Consider the following 23,792-nt stretch of genomic DNA (forward strand, 5'->3'; position numbering starts at 1 on the left):
GCCATGGGTGCACGGCCGTTGCGCCGCACCATCCAGCGCGAGATCGAGGACCAGCTGTCCGAGAAGATCCTCTTCGGAGAGATCCACGCGGGCGACATCGTGGTGGTGGATGTGGACGGCGAAGGCGACGACGCCAAGTTCACCTTCGCTGGAAACCCCGAACCTCGGATCCCCGACGCGCTGCCCGCCGCGAGCTAAACCAGAAAACCAAGGCTGACCCATATGTGGGTTCCGGACACACGGACCGAGGAGTTTAGGCGTGAGGCCCGGCGGCAAGCGCTGGCGGTCGCGGCCTCCGACCATGCCGGCGACGATCAAGATTTCATCGACCAGATTGCGGAAGACTGGCCGGAGTGAATCGCGGTGAGCTGTGGACGGTTTCGGGGGGAACATATGCGCAGAAACCCAGGCCAGCACTCATCGTCCAGGATGACCTGTTTGCGGCCTCGGAGTCGGTCACCCTTCTGCCGCTGACGTCCCACTTGACTGATGCCCCGCTGCTGAGGCTGACGGTTGACCCCGGACAGCTCACCGGCTTGGAGCAAGTCAGCCAGATCATGGTGGACAAGCTCACAACAGTGCGGCGTGCCAACCTCGGGCAGCGGATAGGCCGACTGGATTCGAAGACCATGGTTGCCGTTGAGCAGTCCCTAGCCGTCCTTCTTGGCCTGGGGCGTTGATTGGTTCAAGCACCGGGTTTCGGCCGGCTCAACCACCGAGCCGCTCCAGCGCCCAGTCCCAGCGGATCAGCTCCTGCTCCAGCCTGACTGACTTCCCGAAGGAATCGTTGCCCAGTGCTTCATAGACTGCATCCTCCTCGGCAGTCAGCCGGGTCAGCCCAGCCCGTGACGGTGATGGCTCGCTGCCCCACACATCTCTGTGAGCAAGCAGCGTGGCCTCGTCCATCAAAACACTGGCCACGTGCGGGTGGACGGCCCGCAGCTCGTCCAGGATCCGGAAGCCATGTGTGTCCAGGTCGCCCCAGTACAGGACCTGGCAATCCGCCAGCCAACGGGCGTCCCGCAGGGACGAGAATCCGTACCCGCCGCCGTAGATGGCCAGCGTGCGTGGCTGTTCCGGCACGGCCAGGAAATTCACCAGGTTCTCGGTGACAATCACGGTGGTGACTGGAAGGTTCAGCACGCCGAACGCCCCGGCGGTGACGGTGACGTCCCGGGCTTCACCCAGGAGCGGCACCTCTGGATCCAGCATGCGGAACCGGACGAGCTCGGGCGGATGCAGGAAGCCATGCCGCGAAGCGAACCGGGCCGCAGGCGTTCTGGCCATAGTCAGGCCCAGCAGGGAACCCGGGGCGGCCTGCACGCCCAAAAGCTGCTCCTCGTCGCCGAGATCCGCTTCGATGGCTAAGTCCGAGCTGAGTCCATCCAGCAGCTCGTCGATGACCTTCCGGTGGTTCTCCACGAACTTCGTGTGCACACCAGGCAAGCGAAGCTGCCGGACGTAAACGCCGGGCTCAGGGTTGTCCCGCAGCCAGAGGGCAATGCGGGCGGCTGTCATTGCGTCAGCACCCAGCTCCAGCAGACGGAGCGGCCGTTTCAAAGCCCAGGCGCGCAGCGAGGGATGCAGCAAGGACAGCCCCTTCGCGAGCTCCACGAACCGGGCTGCGTCCTTTGCCTTGCCTATGAACGCAATCTCGTAGTCCACGGAGGCGAACACAGCCGCCGCTGGCAGCTGGTTGGAACCGATCGTGGTGCGGCCCACCTCCGCGGTCTCCAGGCGGAAATGACCTGCCGCGGCGAACAACTCACCCGCCCACTCACGGGCCGCCGCGTAATCGCGCAAGAGGCCTGTCGCCGTCGGGCGCTTCAACGGCCGACGGCGGGGATAGACGCCGGTGGGTTCGAGCAGTTCGCGCAACAGAGCCCCGCTGTTCCAAGCCTTCAGCGACAGCGAACGCAGCCCGGCCAGCGTCGTCCACTTTGGCGAGGACTCAGCTGGCACGCCGGTCCCGTTCGTCCCGGTATTCCTGGATGGTCATGTTGCGCAGCTGCGAGTCGTCGCCGTTGGTGTTCGCCACGAATCCCACGTGCGAGACAAACGGCTCGATCACGTGGATCTTCTGCAGCGGCGTGACGATCAGCAGCTGAAGCTGCATGCGCTGGAACAGCTGCAGGCCGTATCGCGCCGATTCATCCGACCCGCGCCCGAACGCCTCGTCGATCACCACGAACCGGAAACTCCGGCCGCTGTTCGCATTCTTGGACGCGTTCCTGCCGGAGGCCAGCCCGAACTGGAACGCCAGCGCCGCCGCCAGAATCGTGTATGCCAGCTTCTCCTTCTGGCCGCCAGACTTGCCGCCCGAGTCCGTGAAGTGCTCGAACTCCTCGCCCGTCTCGGTCCACTTTTCCGATGCCGAGAACGTGAACCAGTTTCGGACGTCAGTGACCTTGGCGGTCCACCGTTCGTCCAGAGTCGTCAGCCCGTCCCGGCCGCGGAAGCGCTCGATCAGCCGCTCCACCTGCAGGTACTTCTGCTCCGAGTACTGGTCCTCGTCGCCGATGGTCCCCTCCGAGCAAGCCCTCAGATCAACCCCGAACTCGCGCACATCCTGGTCGGACGTGTTCTGGTGCTCCAGCTGGATGTGCCGGCCCGGGTTGTATTCGATTCCGGCGAGGGACTGATTGATCTCGCCGATCCGGTTCACGATGTCCTGGCGGCGGCTGTCCAGAAAGGCGTTGAAGGCCACCACCTCGTGGATGGTGTTCTGGTTCAGCGACTCCTTGAAGTGCGCCTCGAAGCGGGGAAGGTCGTTGCTGACCAGCTGCTCCAGCAGCCGGTTGTAGTCACTGGCAGCCTCGAGGGCGGCGTCGATGTCCGTGGTCTCGTTCGGGTACTTGTTGCGGAAATCGGCCATGAGCCGGACGGTGCTTTCGGCCGCCCGGGCGATGCGCTTGGATAGCGCGTCGATGGTGTCCGTCAGCCCGGAGCGGACGGAGCTTTCCACCGTGCCGGTGTTCTTGTAGGTCAGCGTCTTGTCCCCGAGCGCCGCCGCGGTGAGGCGTTCGACGGCGGCCAGCACGCCGCCGTCGTCCGTCAGCGGAGTCTCCTCGAGAATGCCGCGGCATTCGGCGATCGCTTCAGCGATGTCCTTCGCGTCCTTCTCGTTGGCGCCGAGGCGTTCACGCAGCTTTCCGGCCCTGTCCTCCAGGCGCTCCAGCTCCGCTGTCACCGCGGACTCTTTGGCAGTGAGCTGTTTCAGCACGTCGCTGGCGGTTTCCAGTTCGAGCTTCTCCGCCTTGAGCGTCTCGATCTGCCGGGCCGTCTGCTGCCAGCTGATCTCGCCGAAATCTGCCACGGACCGCACGGTGCCGAGCTGCTGGTTACGCCTGCCCAGATCTCCTAGGGACGCGTCAACCTTCTTCAGCTCGGTCTGGGTGACCTGGAGCTGGCCCTTGATCTCGTCCTGTTCGGCGAGGAATCGGCTGATCTTGTCGTGGTTGTCCCAGCCGAGCACGTAATTGCGCCGGTCCGTGAGTTCGCGACGGTCGTCCTTTTCGTGCCGCCCGCGGCCTCCCTTGAGCTGCCCGTTGACCGTCAGCGCCTTGGGATAGCGGCGGAAGTCCTCGAGCGTGTCGCAGCAGACGTGGTCGTAGCGCGTCGCGAGTTCATCCAGCAGGAAATTGCGGAAAGCCGTTCCCGGCTTGATGACGATCTTCGAGGCCAAGGTCCCGGGCTCTGCCGTCCTGGCGGCGGGCGATTCGCCGATCTTCAGGTAGACCAGCCGGCCACGCAGGTTGTTGGTATCCACCCAGATGCTCACTGCCGCATAGTGCTCGGCCGGCACCAGCAAAGACAGGGCAAAGCCGTGCAGCGTGCGCTCCGCGGCACCCTCCCACGCGCCCTCGCCGTCACGGACCCGCAAGAGCTCGCCGGCATAGGGCAGAGCGGTTTCCGTGATCCCCGTGCCGTCGCATAGCCGACGGCGGAGGTCCAGCTGGGGGAGCGGCAACAGGTTGGGGCGGGACTGCAGGCTGCGCAGTTCGGCGCCGATCCCGGCCAGCCGTGCGGTCAGTTCGGTGCGGGTGATGGTCAGCCCGGTGCGGCTTTCCTGCAGCTCACCGGACTGGGCGCCGAGGTTCGCTTCGACCCCTTCAAGGCGGGCCCGGTTGCCATCGAACAGCACACGGTCCTCCGGTGGCCGTAGCCCCAAATCCTTCGCAGCCGCGGCGTACGTGTCGAAGCGCTGCCGCTGGGCCCGGGACTCGACAGTCAGCCGCGCAACGTCGGCATCGATTGCGGCCAGCCGGCCGCCGCCGTTGGTGCGGATATCCTCCTGGACGGCGGACAGCTCGTGCCGCTTGCCCGCTATGTCGGTGCGCAGTTTGGCGCCGTCTTCCTGCAGCCGTTCGCCGGTGCGTTCCAGCTCCGACTGATGCTCCAGGCTCAGCTGCAGCTTCCGGTCCGTGAACCAGGGATGCAGCTGGTCCCGCTGCTGGCGGGCAAGCTCGTCCTCGAGGCTCAGCTGTGCGTGCTGGCCGGCGCCGTCCCGAATCGGCTTAAGCAACGCGATCTGGTCCTTGGCCCGCAGCACCGCGTCATGGGCTTTTTTCAGGTCGTCGAAGTGGTGGATGAGGTTGCGGATGCGCTCGCCGACATTGTCCTCTTCCAGCATGTTGGTGCGCACGAAGGAGGTGATGTTCTCCACCTGCTTCATGGACACGGTGCGGTGGAAAAGCTCCATTGCCTGGTTGCCGCTGATGCCGAACTGGCGTTTGAAGGCGGCCGCATAGGGGTCAAAGGTGTCATGGACGGAAGCACCGGCAGCCCGGAGCTTCTTCTTCAGCTTGGCGGGGTCCTGGCCGAAGTTCGAGAAGTCCGCGGCGATGGACTGGTCCGTCTCTGACAGTGAGTAGAAGCGGCTGGGAGTGCCCGCTTCCTGGGTGGCCCAAAGGGTGATTGCCAAGGTGACTGACTTGTCCAGCACCGCATTGTGGAAGACGGCGAGAACTACCGTCAGGGCGCCGGTGCCCCGCAGTGCCACGGGCTTGGAGTATTCACCACCGGTGCTGCGCGTGCTCTTGTGGAAGCCCCGCACATAGGACATCAGCGAGCGTTCCTTCCTCTGTGCGCCGGCGGCCTTGTTGTATTCGATCCGGTGGGCGGGCAGCAGCAGGGTGGTGATGGCATCAACGACGGTTGACTTTCCCGAACCGATGTCGCCGGTGAGGAGACTGTTGGCACCGTCCAGCCGGAAGGTCCGCACGCCCTGGTGGAAGGTGCCCCAGTTGAGCAGCTCCAGACGGTGAAGCCGGAAACCCGGGGGAGTGCCGCCGTCGTCCGTCTTTTCTTCCAGGCTGAAGAGGGTGTCCTGCAGATCCGCGGTCATTTGCCTTCCGCCTCCGCGGCGCCTGTCCCGGTCAGAGCAGCGCCCCCGGGCACTGATCCGGTGAGCGTCGCGCGATAGTCCGCCAGCCGCGCGTCGAACTCCTCCAGCCACTGGGCATCCACGAACGCCTTGAGGACGCGCACCACTTCATATGTTCCAAGCTGTCCTTTCAGCCTTCGCAGAAATCCGAGCTCCACAACCTTCTTGATGTCGGTGGCGAGCCGGTCCATGATCTTGGCCTCGTTGCTGGATTCGGGCAGGAAGACCGCAACCATCTCGGCGATGTCCTGGTCGGTCATGATGAGCCGGAGCTCGCTGCTGTTGGTGTCGAACTCCAGCAGCCGGCCGCGCAGGAGGGCAAGCAGCAGGCTGACGTTGAAGGTCAGCTGCCGCCTCGGGATCAGCCGGGGGAGCGTTCCGTCGGGGTCCTCGCGCGACTTCAGGAACGCGTAGCCTTCGGATTCGTCCAGAATCAGGTCGAGCCCCAGCACGGAAACATAGTCGCGGACCTGGGAGGACAGGCCCAGCAGCGACTGCCAGAGCTTCTCGTCCCCTTCGGCGTAGAGCACGCCTTTGAAAAGCCGGGTGACAACGCCGGGAAGCTCCTCGGATGTCCTGGCTGCCGTTGTCGTGTTCGCGTCTTCGACGGTGTTCATGCTGGCCTTCCGAAGATAATCTGTTCAATGGTTGCTTCGCGGATGCCGCCGTCCGGCAGCTGCCAGGAGATCTGCTGCGAGGTTTCCGGGTTGATGCTCGCCCAGTCTGATTCCGTGGCCAGCTGGTAGTACGCCACGATCTCCGCCAGGCCCTGAGTGACGGGATAGGCGGCGGCGACCTCCGCGAGAGTCGCCTGCTCCGCTTCGGCGAGCACGGCGTCGATGTTGGCCTTCAGGCGTTCCTTGTCCACGTGGAACTGGCTGAACAGGGCGCCGGCGTCCACGTCCGCGTCGTCGGCGGTGAGGACGTCGTCGTCCACCAATACCCTTCGGCTCGGTTCATACAGAGGGCGTTCGAACGGCAAGGTGATGTCAACCGACGGTGCCGCGATGGCGATGAAGTCTCCCGTCGGCGGCTGCTCCCGGGCGGCGAGGGCACTGGACTCAACGTTCCGGATGAGCTGCATGATGCGCTTGTTTTCCAGGAAAACCTTGTCATCGAGCAGACGGCGCATCTGCTGGGACAGCTGACGGACCGTTCCCTGGGTCTGTTCGACGGCGGGCAGCCAGTCCTGGTGGAGGTTGGTGACGGCGTGGAGGTTTTCCATGCCCGCGAGGGCTTCGATCTGTGTGGCGCGCTGGAGGAGTTCCCGCAGTTCAGTGCGCAGCTGCGGGGACATCAGGTAGTCCCAGAAGCCCTGGAAGGTCCTGCCCTGCAGCGAGCTACTGATGTCCTGTTGATTGGCGAAAATTGACTCCAGGAGCTCGCCCTGCGTGCCGTCTCAGGTGGCGATTTGCTCGCGGACCTGACGGTCCAGCTTGCGGAAGTTCTGCTCGACTTCCCTGAAATCGGAGAGGAGGTCCTTGGCGATCGCGGTGAGCTGCTGGAAGTGGTCGAGTGCCTCGGGCGCGGTCATGACCCTGATGTTGCCGTCACGGATGCGCTGCATCTCGGCATCTATGCCATCACGCTGGCGCTGAAGTTCTTTGAGCCGTACCTCGGGATCGGTTTCGGACTGCTGGACGAGCTGTTTGAGGACGGCGAAGATGCTGGTGAGCCGGGACTGGGTGGCCACGAAGTCGCGGCCGCGGAGGTTCTCCACCCAGCGGACTACGTCCTCGGCTGCGGCGGTGAGGTCGTAGCGGGGCTCGTCCTGGCCGGGTACGTAGTACTTCCGCAGCCAGGCCTTTTCGGGCGCGGCCCAATCGTCCAGGTATTCCGACGCCTGGCGGGGGAACTTGTCCTCACCGTACGCGTCCCGGAGGCCGAAGAGCACGTCGTCGAGGCTATCGATGAGCTGCTGGCGGCCAAGGTTGCGCTGGTTGGGGCCGGTGAAGGCTGCCATGAAAAACGAGACTGCGAGCGGGGCGTTCTGGGCTCGCAGAAGGGACCATCCTGCGTGGTTCTCACGCAGGGCGTTGATTGCGTAATAGTCCATCCGGTCCTCGTGGGTGTTCCGACTCACGTCCTAAGTTCACTCTAGAGGGCGCCGCAGACATTTTCTGTGGAGGAAGAGTCGGCGTGACGGAGGGCGTAGGCCAGCGGACGGTTCATCGGGGCGGAAAGTAGCTAGGAAAGTGACCGGCGCTCGCCGACGGCTACGGCATCCTCGAGCGTGACAGATTTCGTCACTGGGCCGGCGTCAGGGTATTCAACCCCGCCTCGGTCGCTGCTGTGACCAGTTCGACGTCGTAGGCAACCAACAGATCTGTCTGCAACCGGATAGCTGTGGCCAGATGGATGGCGCCGGCGCTGCGTAGCTTGCCTGGCATTGCGGCAGCGTACATAAGATCCGAGCGCGCCACGTCCACCAGGTTGACCCCGTCCAACACCGTATTGATTAGCCCGGCTGACAGCCCGCGGCGCTTTCCGGCGCAATGGAGTTCCGTGTACAAGAGCATCGAAGCCACCAGATGATCGCCCCTGCGTGCCCCAGCTGAGAGGTATTCGGCCACCACGGCAGACTCAGCTTCCTCAATCACCAGTTTGAGCGCAGCCGAAGTGTCGACGTAGATGATCAACGGTCGCCGCGCAGATCGGCCAGAATCTCCGCGCTGCCAGCATCAGATTTTGCACGGCGGATGAGCTGGAAGTCGACAGGCTGGGTGGCTGCCGGCCGAACGCTTCCGGACAGGAGTAAACGTTCAAAAGGAGAGACGGTGGGCGGAATCAAGGTGGCGGCCAATTCGCCGTTGTTAGTGACGTTGATGGTTTCGCCATTCTTCACGCGCTCAAGAATCTTGCTGCTCTGATTACGGAGTTCACGATGGGGGATTGTTGTCATGACTGCCTCCGTAGCAATCGTAGCAAGGTCGACCGGGTTTCGACAGGCTCGAGCGGCCATGCAAGCTCAACCACCGGCGCCCGGCGGGAAAGCCCGGCCGGGCGCTTAGGTTTCGAGAAGCACTACCCCCGCGCCACGAGCCCCGGAACCCCGTCCCGGATCTCGAACGACGCCTTCGTGGAAACCGGTGCGCCCGGCGTGGTCACGTGGTCCAGCACGCGGAAGTCCGCGGTGAGCGCGTCTTTGGTGATGCGCGTGGTCACGTACCCGCGGTTGTCGTTGTAGAACTTCAGGTGCGGGTTCCAGGCCATGGTCGGGTCCGTCGTGGAGCCTGATCCGTCGCCGGTGGACGTGATGGAGGTGCACACGAGCTCCGAACCGACCACCGGCGAGGCCGGGTCCTTGTAGTCCACCTTGACGTCGTTGGCCCAGTTCCGGTGCACGTCGCCCGTGAGGACCACGGCGTTGCGGACGTTTGCATCCACCCAGCCCTGGGTGATTCTGCGCCGTGATGCGGCATAGCCGTCCCAGCCGTCCATGGAGACGTCGTCGATGTCGGCCGCCTGGTTGCGGTCCCGCTCGGCGAAGAAGACCTGCTGGCCCAGGATGTCCCAGCGCTGCGTGGAGTTTTTGAACCCGTCCAGCAGCCATTTTTCCTGCTCGGCGCCGGTGATGGTGCGGTCCTCGGCCAGCCGCTCCGCCACGTTCTTCTTCCAGCCGTCGCCGGCGAGCTGGTCGTCCCGGTACTGCCGGGTGTCCATCATGTGGAAGTTGGCCAGCTGGCCCCACTGGATGGTGCGGTAGATCTTCATGTCGAACCCGGCCGGCACCGACGACGCGCGCAGCGGCATGTTCTCGTAGTACGCCTTGAACGCCGCCGCCCGGCGCTGCCGGAACCGCTCGGTGGTGTCATTCAGCTGGCCCGCATCGCTGTTCTCCGGGACCTCGTCCGCCCAGTTGTTGTCCACCTCGTGGTCATCCCACACCACCAGCCACGGTGCGACGGCGTGCGCAGCCTGCAGGTCGGCGTCGGACTTGTACTGCGCGTGGCGCTGCCGGTATCCGGCGAGGCTGGAGGTCTCCGGGCCTTCGTGGTCGCGGGGGTTGCCGCCGCCGATAACGTACTTGCCCTTCTTGTACTCGTACATGTAGTCGCCCAGGTGCAGCACCAGGTCCGGGTGGTCCTCCGCCAGTCGCGTGTAAGCCGTGAAGTAGCCGTGCTCATACTGCGAGCAGCTCGCGAACGCCATGGCGAGCGCCGCCGGGGTCTCGTGCGGCGCGGGGCTGGTGAGGGTCCGGCCGATCGCGCTGATGTGCCGGCCGCTGCGGAACCGGTAGAAGTATTCGCGCCCGGGCTTCAGGCCACGCAGCTCCACGTGGACCGAGTGGGCGTTCTCAATCCCGGCCTGTTCGACGCCGCGAGCCACCACGCGGCGCATGCCGGCATCCTCGGCCACCTCCCAGGCGACCGGCACGGTGCGTTGCGGCATCCCGCCCAGCCCGTCCCCGGCGAGCGGGTCCACGGCCAGCCGCGTCCAGATGACAAAGCCGTCCGGCCACGGCTCGCCGGAGGCGATGCCCAGCATGAACGGATCGGTGCGGAGCCCGGCGTCGTCCGCTGTTGAAGTGGCGACGGCGGCACCAGGCAGGGCGGCGACGAGTCCGGCCCCGAGGCCGACGGAAAGAAGGGATCTGCGCGAGATGTTGGTGTCCATGGCGTCGACCGTACGGAGGCCGGTTGGACGGGTCCCGAGGATGGTGTGAATGGGTGGTTAACTGCGTGTCAAAAGCTGTCGATTTTGAGCAGTGCCTATCTGCGCTGCCGCCGAAAATACCTTCGCCTATCTTGCCCGAAACTTTCGCGGATCTTGCCTGACCGGGATGACCATCAATTCATAACCGGAAGGAGTGAGCAGCATGGTTAACGAACAGGAATTGCTGGATTGGGTTTCCCCGCGCAAACAGCGGGAAATCGACAACCAGGCGGCATTTCTGCGCTATCTGCTGGAGCGTGAAGAGGCGCAAGTGGGTGGGAAATCATGAACGATTACGTTCGCCGTCCTCGTGAACCGTATGACGCGCATTTGGTCATCAAACGCGACCTCGCGAACATCATCGCCAAATACACCGACAGGGGCGACCATGAAATTGCCGCTGTCTACAAAGAAGCACTTGCCCGTTACAACCGCGGCTGAATCTGCGGAGCTACCTCTTCGCGGCCTTCGGCTCTTTCGGCGGCAGGCTGGCGACGTGCTCGTACGCCTTCTCAGCCCAGGCCTGTGCCCGGGCGTCGTCGCCGTCGCCTTCGGCGTTCCACACCTCCGGGAGCCCGGTGTAGCCGCCCATCGGACGCTCCGGCGGGCCGAACGGGACGGTCCGCTCCGAGCCTTCCAGTTCCTGTTTGTCCGCATCGGAGAGTTTGACTCCGACGGTGGGGCCGAACAGCCCGGCGAACATGTTCCCGTTGACGAAGGCGCCCAGGTTGCCGAACATCGGCTTGACCACCACATCCGGATGGTCCGGCACCACCTTCCGGAAGTGCTCCTTGTCGGCGTCGGACGGTTTGGGCATTTCCATGTGAACGTCTCCCTTATGTGCCGGAACGTGCTGCCAGAGATGGACTGCCTGCAGGATATGCCCGTTCCGGGGCGCGGTCGAGGCCCAGGGACGCGCGTCGGCAGCCGGTTTCGCGTTCCTTGTCAGCCGTTCCCGCCCGGAGGAGACTTGCTACATGTCATGCGCCAGCGGCGGATGACGGTGTCTCTCCTGCGGGGGCCGGCGTGCCCTCCTGGCTGGTCGGGGTAGGTCATGGACGGACCTGGGGTACGGAGCGAGTTCGTCGTCGTCAACGGGGAGACGGCGGGGACCCGGATTGTCATCCCGCACGGGACAACGACCATCGGCAGCGACGAGGGCTCACGGCTTCGCCTGCCCGTTTCCGGGGTCAGTCGCCACCACGCCATCCTGACCTCCCTGGATGGCCGGACCATCCTCGACGACCAGGACTCGCGCAACGGCACCTGGGTCAACGGCCACGCCATCACCTCTCCCACCGAACTCACCGACGGCGATGTGGTCCAGATCGGGCGGGTCCAGCTCCGTTTCGTTGAAGGGGAGTACGACGGCGGCAGCGCACCACCGGGGGCGGCCGGCGTGCCGGAGGGACGCCGACCCGCCCCTGCCGCCGCCCGGAAGAAGGGCCTGGGCGCGGCACTGCTCTTCGCGGCCGCGATCAATGTGGTGGGACTGATCGGCAACAGCCTGACCGCGTTCCTGACCGAGCTGACGCCGACGTGGACGTGGTTCGTCACCCCGGCCATGGGCCTGGTGGTTGCCCTGGGCGGCGAGGCGCTGGATTACTTCAAGGACAAGGAACAGCTGGCGCCCAGGCGGCCCAAACCGCAGTATCGGCCGTCGATGCGAGTGCAGCCGGCACGGCCCCCACGCCCGCTGAGACCCGGCTACCCGGATGCCCATGCGGGACCCTATGGCACCGGGACCGCGCATCCTTCCGCGCCGGCTGAGGCTCCACCGCGTTCGCGTTCCCGTCCGGTCATCGCCACGGTGCTGGTGACCCTGCTCCTGCTCGGCGGCGGCGGGTGGCTGCTGGCCGCTGGGGCGAGTTACGCCGTCGGCTACTTCTCGGGCAACGAGGAAGGCACCCAGCGGCTGGCACGCCAAGTGGTTACCGAAGCCCAGGGCGTCACCGTCACCGTCCTCGGTATCCAGAGCACGGCACACTTCACCCGCGTGGAGATTCATGTGCGGAACGGGACCACCAGCTCCATGTCACTGCCGCTGTTCCACAACGCCATCCTCACCGGCCCGGACGGCACCACCTTCGACGCTGATTCCTTCCGCAGCACCTGGCAGCCCGACATACCGCCCGGGGGCCAGCGCAAGGGGACTATCAACTTCGAGAACCAGTTGCCTGAGTCCGGCGGCACGGTGTCGCTCAGCTTCGTCACGGTGTTCATGCAGGGGTTCGACGGACCGCAGTCCATCACCGTCCCGGACATCCCGCTGATGCCAGTGGTAATGCCTCTCTGAAAACCCGTGTACAGTAGAGACCGTTGTTGTGTTTGTATTTGGTAGTTCAGGCAGTACGCGAGGTCGAAAGTCCTCGTTCTTCTGAAGTAGCGGTTTTGAACACCCCACACCGGAGGACCCGAAAGTCGGGACAGTTCCTCCACCTTCACGAAGGACATAAAAAAATGGCTACTGGTACCGTCAAATGGTTTAACGCTGAAAAGGGCTTCGGCTTCATTTCCCCCGATGACTCCTCACAGGACGTTTTCGCACACTACTCTGCGATCAACTCCTCCGGTTTCCGCTCCCTCGAAGAGAACCAGAAGGTCTCCTTCGAAACCGAGCAGGGCCCCAAGGGTCCCCAGGCTGTAAACATCCAGGCTATCTAATTTCTTAGATACCCGGGACCGTTTAGGTTTCATAAAGCAGGGCCGGTCATTGACCGGCCCTGCTTTTGGTTAACCCGGGTGTGCTTCGACGGTTCGGCAGGCAAAGGCACCGGCGCTCTGGAACAATGGCCTCCATGCAGACAGTCCCCGCCTACGACCTCAAGATCGGCATTCAAGGCACCGAACCCGAGATCTGGCGGCAGCTGCTCCTCCCGGAAACCGTCACGGTCCCGGAATTCCACCGCGTCCTCCAGGCCGCCTTCGGATGGGAAAACCGGCACCTCTACGGAATCCGCTGTACGGACCCGCAGGGCGCAAAACGCCTCATAATCGGCCCGGACGAAGCGGCCGAGGAGATGGACGACGAGCCGGCGTCCGGCGTCGTGCTCTTTGAACTTCTGGACGCAGAGCGGACCGGACCGGCCGACTTCGAATACGAATACGACTTCGGCGATGCCTGGACGCACACCGTCGAGGTGATGGGTCGGGCGGAGCTCCCCGAAAAGACTTTGCGCTGCACCGACGGCGCCAACCGCGGGCCGGTGGAGGATTCCGGAGGTCCCCACGGCTACCGGCGCGTCATGGAAGTCCTTGCAGATCCCGGGCACCCGGAATATGAGGATGTCGCCGGTTGGTACGAGTCCGCCACGGGCCAGGACCCCGCAACTTTCGCGCCAACCGTGTTCGAAACCGCCGCCCTCAACGCCCGGCTGGACGAGCTCGCCCTGCAGCTCTGGCCGGAGCCACCCACGGACGGCGAGATCGACGCCGTCGTCCGTCCCGTCCACTGGTTCCTGTCCCAGGTTCCCGACGACGGGCTGGAGCTGACAAAGGACGGCTACCTCAAGCCGGCCTTCGTCAAGGAGACTTTTCACGCCCTCGGCCTGGACGACCGTTGGATCGGCAAGGCCAACCGCGAGGTACAGACCCTGCCCGTCCTTCACCTCCGGGAGCAGCTCCAGGCCTGGAAACTGCTGCGGAAGTCGAAGGGCCGCCTGCTGCTCTCGCCCGCCGGCCGCAAAATGCACGACGGCGGCCGTCCGTTGTGGGACTACCTCGCCGATGCCGTCGGAAACCCTCCTGAGGAAGCGGCTGTCGTCGTGAACGGCCTCGTGGTGCGGTGGCTGCTCGACGGCACCACGCCCCGCTGGGACGAGCGCCAACGGATCATCGCCGACACCCTCAACGTCGAAGGGTTCCGCACCAAGGCCGGGACGCCCATCCCGCTGGACCTGGCCCGGGAACTCTACCTGCGCATCCATTGGACGCTCGACTGCCTGAAGCTGACGGTCCCGGCCCAGCACTTCACCGTCCTTCCCGCGCTGACCGACGGCGGCCGGAAGTTCCTGCTCCAGGTGCAGCCGCTGCTCAACGGGGGATAGGCGCCAGCCGTTGATCGAGCTTGGCGAGATCAAGGCCGCCCGGATTTCGACAAGCTCAACCACCGAGCCCGAATCACCGGTGGCCCGGCCTCGCCGCCAGGAACGCCGACAACGCGGGGTTGCCGACTTCCTTCGCCAGCCAGGGAACAGCCTGCGCGGCCGCCGCATCTCCGAGCGTCGCCCGATGGGACTGCGCCCGTACCGTGAACTCCCGCATGCCGCTGCGGCTTGCCAGCTCGGTCAGTCGCTCCACGAACTTCGGGGCACGCGGCGACCCCATTGCGATGGCCACTTCCGCCGCCGTATCCAGCAGTTTGGCCGAATACCAGAGGTACCACGGCGTGGGCTCAAGCCCACGGTCGATCCAGTGTTCGGCTGCCGCGAGATCGCCATGTGCCAGGAACAGTTTCGCTTCCGCGCCGGCCGCCAAGGCCATGTAGCAGTGGTCGCCGGCAAGCTCGGCCATCACCCAGGACCGGTCGATCAGGGCGGCCGCTTCCTCCAGCTGCCCGGCCGCAAGATAGGTCTCGCCCCGCACCCCGGAGACAAACGGTTCGAACGCCGTCCAGTGTTCCTCAGCGATCCAGACCAGTGCCCGGTCCAGAGACGCAGCCGCCTTCTCCAAGTCCCCGCGGAGCAGGTGTACCCGACCAAGCAGCGCCTCGCTGAACGCCTGCTGCCGGCGGTTCCGGACCACCTTGGCCAGCTTCCCCGATTCGGTCAGCGCGGTCACCGCATCGTCGTACCGCGCAATGTCCGAGGCCAGCATCCCCTGGATCGCCAGGATCCGGGCTTGTTCGTCGGGGAATCCCTCGGCCGCCTGCATCGCCCGGTCCAGCCAGCCGGCGGCGCGGTCGGGCACACCGCGCTGTACGGACAGGTACCCCAGTTCGCGGTACGCTGCGGCGGCAGTGCGGGAGGCGCCGTCGGGCCCTTCCGCCTGCAGCGCACGGTGCAGGAAATCCGCCACCTCCGCCCCGCGGCGGCCCGCCTGATGGATCAGCGCACCGGACAGCGTCACCAAGGACTCGGCCAGCAGATGGTCGTCTCCGGTTCGCTGGGCCAGCACCACCGCGAGCCGCAGCTGATCGAGCCCCCTGTCCACGGCACCGGCCCAGAGTGACGCGCCGCCGGCGTCGAGATACGACCGTACCGTCGCCACGGTGGCAGGCATCCCGGGGTCCGGCTCCGGAGCCGCAGCGGACAGGGCCCGCCGGACTTCGGACGGCAGCGGCAGGCCGAGCTCCTGGCGGTATAGGTTGCCGCATTTGGTGACGTGCTCCCGGGCCCGGCGGTGCTCGCCCAGGGCCACGAGCGCCTTGACCAGGACGGCGTTGCAGTCCGCGTGGAAGGGATCGCGTTGCAGCGCCAGCGAGGCCAGCTCCACGGCCCCACCCGGATTGCCGGAAGCGAGGGCAGCCAGTGCGGCCTCATACAACAGGGACTGGACCACGTTGTCCAGGCGGTAGCGCTGGTCCGCCAGCCACGAATCAAAGACCGGGGAATCGGCGAAGGACAGCCCCTCCAGGAGCTGACCGCTTAAGCGCTGGGGGTCACCGCCCTGGCTGCCAGCCGAATCCAGCACTTCGAGTACATCGCAGCGCCAGGGCGGCTGGAGCACCAGCCGCATGGGATCGCCGGCCACCGTCACGCCGTCGAGCGTCCGCCGCAGCTCGGACAGGTTCCAACGCAGGGCGCCGAGCGGATCCACTGCATCCGGAAAGAGCAGCGACGCCGTGCGGGAACGGCCGGTGCCGTCCGCCTGCAGAGCGAGGTAGGCGAGCACCGCCCAGGCCTTGCGGCCTCTGGGCTGCAGGGGAGTTGCGCCGGGGGTCTCGATCGCGGGCGGACCGAGGAGCCGAATCCAGTTCTCGGCCATACGGCTCATGGTACCGCCGCCCGCCGCTGGCGTCTGCGGCATTCACACGCTTGCTCACACGCCGGCCGGACACACTGAAATCACCAAATCCGCCCACACTCAAACGAGGTGCATCACAATGGAACTGCTCGGCATCCTGCTACTTGGACTCGGGGTTCTCAGCGTTACCGTCCGTGCCATCCTGACCGACGGCCGAGGCCACACGCCCGACGTCCGCTCCACTGCGCCGTGGACTGCTGGCGACCTGCCCAGTGGGCCGTACGCTTCAATGAGGTTCTAGGCCGTTTCGAGAACCTTACCCACCGCGGCTGCGGAGGCTCAACCAGGAGCCTCCCCGGCCGCAGCCACGCAGCAGGCTCGTCGGCGGCGGTCAACCAGCCTTGTAATCAAAGTGAAGCGACGCAGGCATGGGGCCCTGCAGCATGTCAGCAGTGATGCCGTGAACTGCCTGAATTTTCTCCCTGAACCACTGATCGTGCGGATCGTCCGAGTTGGCGACGGCCTGGAAGGTCTTGGCCAGATCCTCGGCCTCGTGGAACAGACAGACAAAGTCCCCCTGCGGCGTCTGCATGTGGCTGACGACTTCCCGGGTCAGGCCCATCCGCTCACGGGAACGCCGGTGGTCCTCCTTGCGGGGGCCCTGAATCTCCTCGATGAGCGACTTCCACTCGTCCAGCTTCCCGGGCAGAATCGGCGCGAACCAGGTGATGCATTCCATGACATGTCCTTCCACGCAGTTGCTTCGGCATTGTCGCGGCGCGGTGTCCAACCGCAGCCGTGCACCTGCATGGTAGTCCTGCGGAACGGCGCGGTATAGAGCCATTGGCAGGTGTTCCGCTGATGCCGACTGGCAGCAAGATCAGCTCTCGAGCTCCAGGACCAGCTCCACGTCCACGTCATCACCGTCGCGGATGCCCGCCGCCGTCCGGATGGCCTTCTTGACCGGCAGCACGTACGAGTGGGTCTTGCTCTCCGGGAAGATCGACGTGGACCAGCTGTTTCCCGCGATCGACGCCGTGACCTTGACTGACCCGAAGCCCTTGCGGAAGGGAGCCGACTCGTCCCTGATCGCGTCCGCCACCTCCGGCGGCAGCGTGATGAAATGCCACCCGGATGCATCGGGATAGAGCCACAGCTCGCCACGGAACGAGTACGACGTTGTCACGCTTTGAGTATGGCACCGGCGGGGTCTGGCTCCCCACCCGCCCCCTATCCTCGCAAGCTCGGCCAGGGAATCCGGCGGTCGTGGCCCCAGGCACATCCACGGTTCACACCCCCGCCACCACCGGTTCATCCGATCCCGCAACGATGAACGCATGACTGCTTTCACCCGCCGAAATGTCCTCAAAGGTGCCCTGGCCGCCGCCGGTGCTGCCGCCGTCGTGCCCGCCGCAACCGCAACTGCGCACGCAACCAGCCCGGCCGGCGTCGCGCTGGTCCGCAACCGCCTGACCCTCCCGTCCGGCATCGCCACGGGCGATGTCACCGCCGATTCCGGCGTGCTGTGGTCCCGCGCGTCGGGACCGGGCCGGCTGGTGGCCAACCTGCTCGCCGTGGACGACGACGGTGCCCCGCTCCGCGGCGGCCGCGCATTCCAGCGCGTGCTGCGGGGGAGCGCCGCTAGCGAAGCCACCGACTTCACCTCCCGGATCAACGCCGAACACCTCCCGGCCGGCACCCGCTTCGCGCTCACCCTGCACTTCGAGGACGCCGACGGCAACGCCGGCGAAACCGCGCAGGGCTCCTTCAGCACCGCCCCCGGAACCGGACTACTCAGCAGCGGCCGCGCACCCCGCAAGCAGAGCTTCGTCTGGACCGGCGACACCGCCGGCCAGGGCTGGGGCATCAACGAGGAGATCGGCGGCATGCGCGGCTACGCGGCCATGCACGCCGCCAAGCCGGACTTCTTCATCCACTCCGGCGACACCATCTACGCCGACGGCCCCATCGCCGCGCAGGTCACCGAGCCCGACGGCCAGATCTGGCGCAACCTGGTCACCGAGGAGGTGTCCAAGGTGGCCGAAACCCTCAACGAGTACCGCGGCCGGCACCGCTACAACCTCATGGACCGCAACATCCGCGCCCTGTACGCCGAGGTGCCGGTGATCGCCCAGTGGGACGACCACGAAACCACCAACAACTGGTACCCGGGGGAGATCCTCACCGACCCCCGCTACACCGAACGCCGCGCGGACGTGCTCGCCGCCCGCGGCCGCCAGGCCTGGCAGGAATACCAGCCCGTCTCCGGCCTCAGCACCCGCGCCGGCGACGGCAGCACCGGCTTCGAACCCGCCCGCATCTACCGCAAGATCCCCCGCGGCCCCCAGTTGGAAGTCTTCTGCCTGGACATGCGCACCTTCAAGGACCCCAACACCAGCGGCAAGGAAACGCACCTCACCCACATCCTCGGCGAGGAGCAGGCGCGCTGGCTTATCCGGGAGGTCAGCAAGTCCAAGGCCACCTGGAAGGTCATCTCCGCCGACCTCCCGCTGGGACTGATCGTCCCCGACGGCCCGGTGAACCAGGAATCCCTGGCCAACCGCGACGCCGGCGCCCCCTTGGGCAAGGAACTCGAGATCGCCGGGGTGCTGTCCGCGTTCAAGCGCAACCGGGTTAAAAACGTGGTGTGGCTGACGGCCGACGTCCACTACTGCGCCGCCCACCACTACTCGCCGGAGCGCGCCGGCTTCACGGACTTCGACCCCTTCTGGGAATTCGTGGCCGGCCCCATCAACGCCGGCAGCTTCGGCCCCGGCGAGCTGGACGGCACGTTCGGCCCCGAGGTGGTCTTCCACCAGACCGGCGCCTACCCCAACCAGTCACCGCGCAGCGGCGAGAACCAGTTCTTCGGCCACGTGGACCTGACCGAGGACGGCGTCTTCACCGTCAGCCTGCGCAACGCCAACGGCACTGTCCTCTGGAGCAAGGACCTCCACCCGGAGCGGTGACCTGGGTTCCGCCCGCGCGAACTGCTCGTAGTAGGCGTGATACGTGCTCATGGCATGGCGGAGGTGGGCGCGGGGCGAGGAGGACCCGGAAACTACGACGTTGCGGGGCGCGCCTTCTTGGCGGTGAGCAGCAGGTACTCCCACTCCATTTGCGCCGTGGTGTCGCCGTGGGCCTCGAGGAACGTGTCGGCCAGCTCCGTGAGGGCCTTGTCCAGGGCACTGACCTTGTCCTGGTCCTCGCCAAGGAACTTGTACACCGAGATCGCCGGGCCGTAGTGGGACTTGAAGTAGTGCAGGAAGTCCTCCGGGTGGTGGAAGCTGGTGATTGCCACCGTTCTCTTTTCGGCTTTGACGTCCGTGACGTTGCTGCCGAGGAGCTCTCGGACATGGTCCTCGGTGCCCCAGAGGGGTGGCGGCTGTGTTCCGGGCGGGGGCGGCGGAGCGAACGGCTTCATGGTGTCGAACATCTTCCCGATGAACCCTTCGGGCGTCCAGTTCAGCAGGCCGATGTGGCCATCAGGTTTGCAGACCCGCACCAACTCGTCCGCAGCCGCTTGGTGGTGCGGCGCAAACATCACGCCCTGGCAGGACATCACGACGTCGAACTCATTGTCCTGGAACGGGAGCGCCTCGGCGTCCGCCTCCTGCCATTCCAGCTCAACGCCGCGATCGGCTGCCTGCCGGCGGCCGGCGTCGAACATTTCCGGGGTGAGGTCGCTGGCGATGACGTCCGCTTTCATCATGGCGGCCGGGATCGCCGCGTTGCCGGCGCCGGCGGCCACGTCCAGGACGCGGTGGCGGGGCTTGACGCCGCAGACGTCAACGAGGATGGCGCCGAGGTCTGAAACAAGTTCGCTGGCGAGTGCGGGGTAGTCGCCCTGCGCCCACATGGCACGGTGCTCTTGCTTCAGCGCCCGGTCCGCCTCGGTTGCTTCGGTCTTGTCATTCATGGTGGCACCCCTCTGCTGTGGCAGGTTCTGAGTGACAGCGCGCTGTGTGCTCAGTGGAGGCTGTGGTGTGAGTTATTTTGGCCGCCGACCGGACGGATGTAAAGGTGCCGGCGCTACCTGTGTGCGTTCGATACTGGTCAGTAGATTTCAGTGCTAGCACGGAAGTGCGGGAGGGGTGCCCGGATCCACTATGGATACATCGGAACGCAGGGAGAATCCCGGCGGATCCGGAGCCCCGGAACTGCCGGGCAAAGCACCTCACCCACACCGCATCTTCCCCCTCAGGAGCAATTCCATGTCCAACGCACCAACCACCAAGAAGTCCCGTCCATCCCGCCGCGGCAAGGCCGCCGTGGTCGCAGCCCTCGGGCTTGGCATGGTCGCGGCGCCGTTCGCCCTGGCCGCCCCGGCCCAGGCGGCCGGCACCAACTACGCCTGCTCAGTCACACCGCTCAAGCCCGTGTTCGCCGGCCACAACTCCTCCGGCGTGAAGCTGGTGGACTACCGGATCCAGGTTTATTGCAACACCGACCGCTACATCAACATCACCCAGGAGCGCTGGGAGGAGGACGACTGGCCCAACGGTGACGACCACCTGGGCACCTCGTACTTCAGCCGCCACTTGAACCAGTACAGCGGAACCGTGACCATCTCCAACGTCCGCACCCTGGTGAACGGCGAGATCGGCAACGAAGAGGTCTACCACAAGGTCCGCTTCCAGGAAGGCAGCAACGGCGTCTGGTCGCCGTACACCGGCTGGTACTACAGCGGCGTCACGTCAATGTCCGACTGACGCCCTCCGCAGGGAGCCGCTGAGCCCGGCTCCCGAAACGCCCAAGGCCCGGATCCCCCATCCGGGCCTTGGGTTTCTTAATGTGGCGGCCCGGGCCGGCCGTTAGGACCTGCGGCGCCGAAAAGTGCGGGACACTGGAAGTCACCACCCACGAAAGCGAACCACACTTTGATTAATCTCCAGCAGGATGCCGAAGGCTATGTCCGGATGAACCGGCACTTCCCGGAAAGCGTCCTTATTAGTGTCACCTTTGCCGACGGCACCACGGAGGAACTCTCCGGCCGCAGGCTCAACAGGGCCTACGACGAGGCCCTGGCCGAATACCGGGCGCAGAACCACCTGGACGCGAAAGGATTCTCGCGGTCTCCGACGAAGAAGACCAGCCCAGGAAACAAGATCGACTTCGTGCCCGTCCACCCCGGCATGGGTGACTGACCGCTGCATCACGAGGAAGACTGACCGGAATGCCCGTAACTGATCACACCAGCGAGCTCGATCCGCTGCTGTATCCGTGGGATCCGCCCCAAGTCTCGGGTGTGATGGACGGCGATGGTTTCCTGCCCCTCGACCTGGCAGCAGGCCTGGATCAGGCGCTCGCGGAAGCCGACGCGGCTCCGCTCGGGTCCCGCTCCATGGTGGTCTCCATCGGCTCGAATTCCAGTGCCGACGTGATGCGGAGAAAGTTCGCCAACTACCACCGGCCGGTCAGCACTGTCCTGCCCCTGGTCCGTGGCCAGCTCCACAACATCGCCGTTGGCCACTCCGCGCACGTGAGCCGGGCCGGCTACATTGCGGCCGCCCCCTACCCGCTGATGGGGGAGTGCACCCCGGTCTGGGTGTCGTGGCTCGATGAACGCCAGCTGATGGCACTGGACGAAACGGAGCCCAACTACCGGCGGATCCAGCTCGACGGCGGAGCCTGCCCCCTCGAAGTGGGCCATGGCGAACCTGCCTTGGACTTTTCGCTGTTCACCTCCCGCTGGGGCGTTCTGAACGATGGCGACGGCGGGAAACTTCCGTTCCTGGACCAGCCGGCCCTCTTCGGGCTGCTGGCCGGCATTGCCGCCGGGGAGTCCGTGGAGGACGGGGAATCCGTGTTCGACGGACCGCCGGAACGGGTCATTGAGCAACTCGGATTACCGTCGGTCCAGACTTGGGCCAAGGACTGGTTCAGCGTTGCCGGTCTGGCCACTCCGGTGCACTTTGACGGGCTCTGTGCGGAGTAGGCTTCGCTGCTAGCCGGCGTACCGGTAGCAGCTTCAGTGTGCTGCGATGTGCTCCGCGATGTACTTGGCGTCGCGCCCGACCCCGGCCACAATCGACGAACCGTGCCCGGTCAGCCACGGCAGCCCGACGGCGTACAATCCCGGGTGTTCGGTGACCCCGCGGTGGTGGCGGGGGTAGTTCCACTTGTCCAGCACCGGGATGTCCAAAATGCTGAAGTCCAGCCTGTAGCCGGTGGCCCAGAGGACTGACGTGATGTTCGCGGCGCCGAGGTTCAGCCGCGCCGGTTCCGACGGAAGCCAGTCGTCCTTGCGCGGCGGTTCCGCTTCGGGCGCAGACAGGCTCGCAGCGGCAATGTAGGCATCGAACATCGGCCGCATGCGCTGGTAGAAAGTGCGCTCCACCACGCCCAAGCGCTCCCGAAGGTCGTCGCTGAAGACGAGTTCGCCGTCGTCGGCTGCTTCCAAATGGCCGTGCAGCCGGACGCCGCGGCGGCCGAGGTCCCGCAGGTGGATGTCGTGGCCGCCGTCGGCGCCGGACACCAGCGGGTTGCACATAAACCGCGCCGCGGGGGAGGGCAGCTGCCCCGCGGTGAGGCCGTTGAGCCCGTACTCGGGGCCGTACTGGGCGACCTGCATCATCCAAAAGAGGAGGTCCTGGCCGCGGTACCGGCGCGGCGCTTCCGGGCAGGTGGACACCGCCAGGTGGATTTCCCGGCCGACGGCGAGCAGCTCCTCCGCGATCTGGCCGCCGGACTGGCCGGTCCCCACAACGAGAACGGCCCCGTCGGGCAGCTGGTCCGGGTTGCGGTAGCTGTCCGTGTGCAGCTGCAGGATGTGGCCCGGCAGCTTTGCGGACAGCGCCGGGATTTTCGGTTTCTGATAGCCGCCGGTTGCCAGCACCACGTTGCGGGCCCGCCAGTTGCCTTGGGTGGTCTCCACGGTGAAGCCGCCGTCTGTGGGCGCGATGCGGGTGACATCCGTTTCTGTCCGGACGGGTGCCCCGATGGTCTCGGCATAATGGCGCATGTAATCCACGACGTCCGCGCGCGGCATAAAGGCTTCCGGAACCGGTCCGTCATAGGAACCGCCGGGCAGTGCGAGCGAGAAGTTCGGCGTGTTCAGGACGAACGCGTCCCAGCGGTCCTGCCACGCACCGCCCAGCGCGGGGCGCCGTTCCAGCAACTGATGTCCGACGCCGGTTTGGCTCAGCCAGTAGCTCGTGGCCAGGCCGGCCTGCCCTGCACCGACCACAAGGGTGTCCAGACTCGGTCCCATGCAAAAACCATACGCGCGGCCCGCCAGGTTTCAAGGGGTTTCCGGTGTCCCTTCGATGGAGCCGGATGAGGCGCTTGAACGAGGAGGGACGGCCCGCCCAACTAGGTAGCAGCAGATGTCGTTCTGGGCCATCAAAACGACATCTGCTGCTACTTACATGGGGATCTGCACGGGCGGCCGCCGGGTGTGACGGGCTCCACAAGAAGCCATTTCGGCGGAATTCGGGGACGGAGACGGACTGGAGAGTCCGCAGCCCGCGCCATTCCGGGGATTTTGGCGGCTGGGGACACCCTGATCGGCCCGGTTTGCGCAGGGTCTAAAGCCCGTGTAAAGTAATTCGAGTCGCCGCCGCTGATGCGGAAAGATAGCGACCGACCCCCTTCTGAATGACCTGAAAAACGGCGTCTTTACTGGCGTGCGGAAACCGGGTGGGGGCCCTTGTGGTGGAGCTTGGATCTGCGGAAACGCCGGTTTGCAAAGCTTCCCGGAACCGGGTAAGTTTGGAAAGTTGCTCCGGAGCGATCCGCGACCGAATGTTGGTTGTGGTGGTGCCGGGTGTGTCTGTTGTTTGAGAACTCAATAGTGTGCCAAGTTTGTTGATACCAATTTATTTATATGGATTGGTTGGATTTG

24 protein-coding genes and 1 pseudogene are annotated in these 23,792 nt (G+C 65.5%); 12 read left to right on the forward strand and 13 right to left on the reverse strand.

Going from position 1 to position 23,792, the window contains the following annotated elements; translation table 11 throughout:
• The 3 genes from CXQ91_RS23460 to CXQ91_RS23470 form a co-directional block, all read left to right on the forward strand.
• On the forward strand, nt 1-198 hold a 198-nt coding region (locus tag CXQ91_RS23460; RefSeq protein WP_146072426.1), incomplete at its 5' end, for a hypothetical protein.
• A gap of 24 nt (nt 199-222) precedes the next feature.
• Nucleotides 223-357, forward strand: coding sequence for an antitoxin MazE-like protein (locus tag CXQ91_RS23465; RefSeq protein WP_104176260.1), 135 nt, complete (start codon nt 223-225; stop codon nt 355-357).
• Entirely contained in the window at nt 354-680 is a 327-nt protein-coding gene (locus CXQ91_RS23470; protein ID WP_104176261.1) for a type II toxin-antitoxin system PemK/MazF family toxin, read from the forward strand. Before CXQ91_RS23465 ends, CXQ91_RS23470 begins: the two co-directional genes overlap by 4 nt.
• A gap of 28 nt (nt 681-708) precedes the next feature.
• Here the strand turns inward: CXQ91_RS23470 and CXQ91_RS23475 are convergent, their stop codons facing one another.
• The 7 genes and pseudogenes from CXQ91_RS23475 to CXQ91_RS23510 form a co-directional block, all read right to left on the reverse strand.
• Nucleotides 709-1,962, reverse strand: a complete 1,254-nt coding sequence (locus CXQ91_RS23475) for a Wadjet anti-phage system protein JetD domain-containing protein (protein WP_104176262.1) — start codon at nt 1,960-1,962, stop codon at nt 709-711.
• Nucleotides 1,952-5,347, reverse strand: coding sequence for an ATP-binding protein (locus CXQ91_RS23480; protein ID WP_104176263.1), 3,396 nt, complete (start codon nt 5,345-5,347; stop codon nt 1,952-1,954). The genes CXQ91_RS23475 and CXQ91_RS23480 overlap by 11 nt, the downstream gene beginning before the upstream one ends.
• Nucleotides 5,344-6,003, reverse strand: coding sequence for a DUF4194 domain-containing protein (locus tag CXQ91_RS23485; protein WP_104176264.1), 660 nt, complete (start codon nt 6,001-6,003; stop codon nt 5,344-5,346). Before CXQ91_RS23485 ends, CXQ91_RS23480 begins: the two co-directional genes overlap by 4 nt.
• Nucleotides 6,000-7,442, reverse strand: a pseudogene (locus CXQ91_RS25570) (DUF3375 domain-containing protein). Before CXQ91_RS25570 ends, CXQ91_RS23485 begins: the two are co-directional and overlap by 4 nt.
• Nucleotides 7,443-7,632: 190 nt before the next feature.
• The gene (locus tag CXQ91_RS23500) at nt 7,633-8,025 is read right to left on the reverse strand and encodes a type II toxin-antitoxin system VapC family toxin (RefSeq protein WP_104176267.1); all 393 of its coding nucleotides are present in this window, start codon (nt 8,023-8,025) and stop codon (nt 7,633-7,635) included.
• The gene (locus CXQ91_RS23505; RefSeq protein WP_104176268.1) at nt 8,022-8,288 is read right to left on the reverse strand and encodes a type II toxin-antitoxin system Phd/YefM family antitoxin; all 267 of its coding nucleotides are present in this window, start codon (nt 8,286-8,288) and stop codon (nt 8,022-8,024) included. The genes CXQ91_RS23500 and CXQ91_RS23505 overlap by 4 nt, the downstream gene beginning before the upstream one ends.
• 122 nt (nt 8,289-8,410) lie before the next feature.
• Nucleotides 8,411-10,003, reverse strand: a complete 1,593-nt coding sequence (locus tag CXQ91_RS23510) for an alkaline phosphatase (protein ID WP_104176269.1) — start codon at nt 10,001-10,003, stop codon at nt 8,411-8,413.
• Between the two features lie 202 nt (nt 10,004-10,205).
• Here CXQ91_RS23510 and CXQ91_RS25575 point away from each other — a divergent pair, with 202 nt between their 5' ends.
• Complete coding sequence (locus CXQ91_RS25575) at nt 10,206-10,331, forward strand: hypothetical protein (protein WP_258074244.1); 126 nt, start codon at nt 10,206-10,208, stop codon at nt 10,329-10,331.
• A complete protein-coding gene (locus CXQ91_RS24945; protein WP_181039024.1) occupies nt 10,328-10,483 on the forward strand; it encodes a hypothetical protein in 156 nt (51 codons plus the stop codon). Before CXQ91_RS25575 ends, CXQ91_RS24945 begins: the two co-directional genes overlap by 4 nt.
• A gap of 10 nt (nt 10,484-10,493) precedes the next feature.
• Here the strand turns inward: CXQ91_RS24945 and CXQ91_RS23515 are convergent, their stop codons facing one another.
• The gene (locus CXQ91_RS23515; protein ID WP_104176270.1) at nt 10,494-10,865 is read right to left on the reverse strand and encodes a TfoX/Sxy family protein; all 372 of its coding nucleotides are present in this window, start codon (nt 10,863-10,865) and stop codon (nt 10,494-10,496) included.
• Between the two features lie 231 nt (nt 10,866-11,096).
• On the opposite strand from CXQ91_RS23515, the gene CXQ91_RS23520 reads away from it, so the two are divergent.
• The 3 genes from CXQ91_RS23520 (at nt 11,097) to CXQ91_RS23530 (ending at nt 14,088) form a co-directional block, all read left to right on the forward strand.
• Nucleotides 11,097-12,338, forward strand: a complete 1,242-nt coding sequence (locus CXQ91_RS23520; RefSeq protein ID WP_104176271.1) for an FHA domain-containing protein — start codon at nt 11,097-11,099, stop codon at nt 12,336-12,338.
• Between the two features lie 164 nt (nt 12,339-12,502).
• On the forward strand, nt 12,503-12,706 hold the full coding sequence (locus tag CXQ91_RS23525) for a cold-shock protein (protein ID WP_003806113.1): 204 nt from the start codon (nt 12,503-12,505) through the stop codon (nt 12,704-12,706).
• A gap of 134 nt (nt 12,707-12,840) precedes the next feature.
• On the forward strand, nt 12,841-14,088 hold the full coding sequence (locus CXQ91_RS23530) for a plasmid pRiA4b ORF-3 family protein (RefSeq protein WP_181039025.1): 1,248 nt from the start codon (nt 12,841-12,843) through the stop codon (nt 14,086-14,088).
• 73 nt (nt 14,089-14,161) lie between these two features.
• Here CXQ91_RS23530 and CXQ91_RS23535 read toward each other — a convergent pair whose 3' ends face one another.
• The 3 genes from CXQ91_RS23535 to CXQ91_RS23550 all read right to left on the reverse strand — a co-directional run bounded on the left by CXQ91_RS23535 (nt 14,162) and on the right by CXQ91_RS23550 (nt 17,132).
• Entirely contained in the window at nt 14,162-15,967 is a 1,806-nt protein-coding gene (locus CXQ91_RS23535; protein ID WP_258074245.1) for an SARP family transcriptional regulator, read from the reverse strand.
• Nucleotides 15,968-16,337: 370 nt separating this feature from the next.
• Nucleotides 16,338-16,685 carry a DUF6176 family protein gene (locus CXQ91_RS23545; RefSeq protein WP_104176275.1) on the reverse strand — a complete coding sequence of 116 codons (348 nt, stop codon included), beginning with the start codon at nt 16,683-16,685 and terminating at the stop codon, nt 16,338-16,340.
• 141 nt (nt 16,686-16,826) lie between these two features.
• Nucleotides 16,827-17,132 (reverse strand): DUF1905 domain-containing protein, encoded by a 306-nt coding sequence (locus CXQ91_RS23550; protein ID WP_104176276.1) that lies wholly within the window; start codon nt 17,130-17,132, stop codon nt 16,827-16,829.
• 151 nt (nt 17,133-17,283) lie between these two features.
• Here CXQ91_RS23550 and CXQ91_RS23555 point away from each other — a divergent pair, with 151 nt between their 5' ends.
• Nucleotides 17,284-18,915 (forward strand): alkaline phosphatase, encoded by a 1,632-nt coding sequence (locus CXQ91_RS23555; RefSeq protein WP_104176277.1) that lies wholly within the window; start codon nt 17,284-17,286, stop codon nt 18,913-18,915.
• Nucleotides 18,916-19,007: 92 nt separating this feature from the next.
• On the opposite strand, the gene CXQ91_RS23560 is transcribed toward CXQ91_RS23555, so the two are convergent.
• Nucleotides 19,008-19,865: a class I SAM-dependent methyltransferase gene (locus tag CXQ91_RS23560; RefSeq protein ID WP_104176278.1), complete on the reverse strand. Its 858-nt coding sequence runs from the start codon at nt 19,863-19,865 to the stop codon at nt 19,008-19,010.
• Nucleotides 19,866-20,160: 295 nt separating this feature from the next.
• Here CXQ91_RS23560 and CXQ91_RS23565 point away from each other — a divergent pair, with 295 nt between their 5' ends.
• The 3 genes from CXQ91_RS23565 (at nt 20,161) to CXQ91_RS23575 (ending at nt 21,884) form a co-directional block, all read left to right on the forward strand.
• Nucleotides 20,161-20,658 (forward strand): hypothetical protein, encoded by a 498-nt coding sequence (locus CXQ91_RS23565; RefSeq protein ID WP_104176279.1) that lies wholly within the window; start codon nt 20,161-20,163, stop codon nt 20,656-20,658.
• Between the two features lie 168 nt (nt 20,659-20,826).
• Nucleotides 20,827-21,093: a hypothetical protein gene (locus tag CXQ91_RS23570; RefSeq protein WP_104176280.1), complete on the forward strand. Its 267-nt coding sequence runs from the start codon at nt 20,827-20,829 to the stop codon at nt 21,091-21,093.
• Between the two features lie 29 nt (nt 21,094-21,122).
• On the forward strand, nt 21,123-21,884 hold the full coding sequence (locus tag CXQ91_RS23575; RefSeq protein ID WP_104176281.1) for a hypothetical protein: 762 nt from the start codon (nt 21,123-21,125) through the stop codon (nt 21,882-21,884).
• A 33-nt stretch (nt 21,885-21,917) separates the two neighbouring features.
• Here CXQ91_RS23575 and CXQ91_RS23580 read toward each other — a convergent pair whose 3' ends face one another.
• Complete coding sequence (locus tag CXQ91_RS23580; RefSeq protein WP_104176282.1) at nt 21,918-23,159, reverse strand: NAD(P)/FAD-dependent oxidoreductase; 1,242 nt, start codon at nt 23,157-23,159, stop codon at nt 21,918-21,920.
• Nucleotides 23,160-23,792 lie beyond the last annotated feature (633 nt).

Origin of the sequence: Arthrobacter sp. Y81 (genome assembly GCF_002929335.1) — a bacterium.
Taxonomy (GTDB): Bacteria; Actinomycetota; Actinomycetes; order Actinomycetales; family Micrococcaceae; genus Arthrobacter.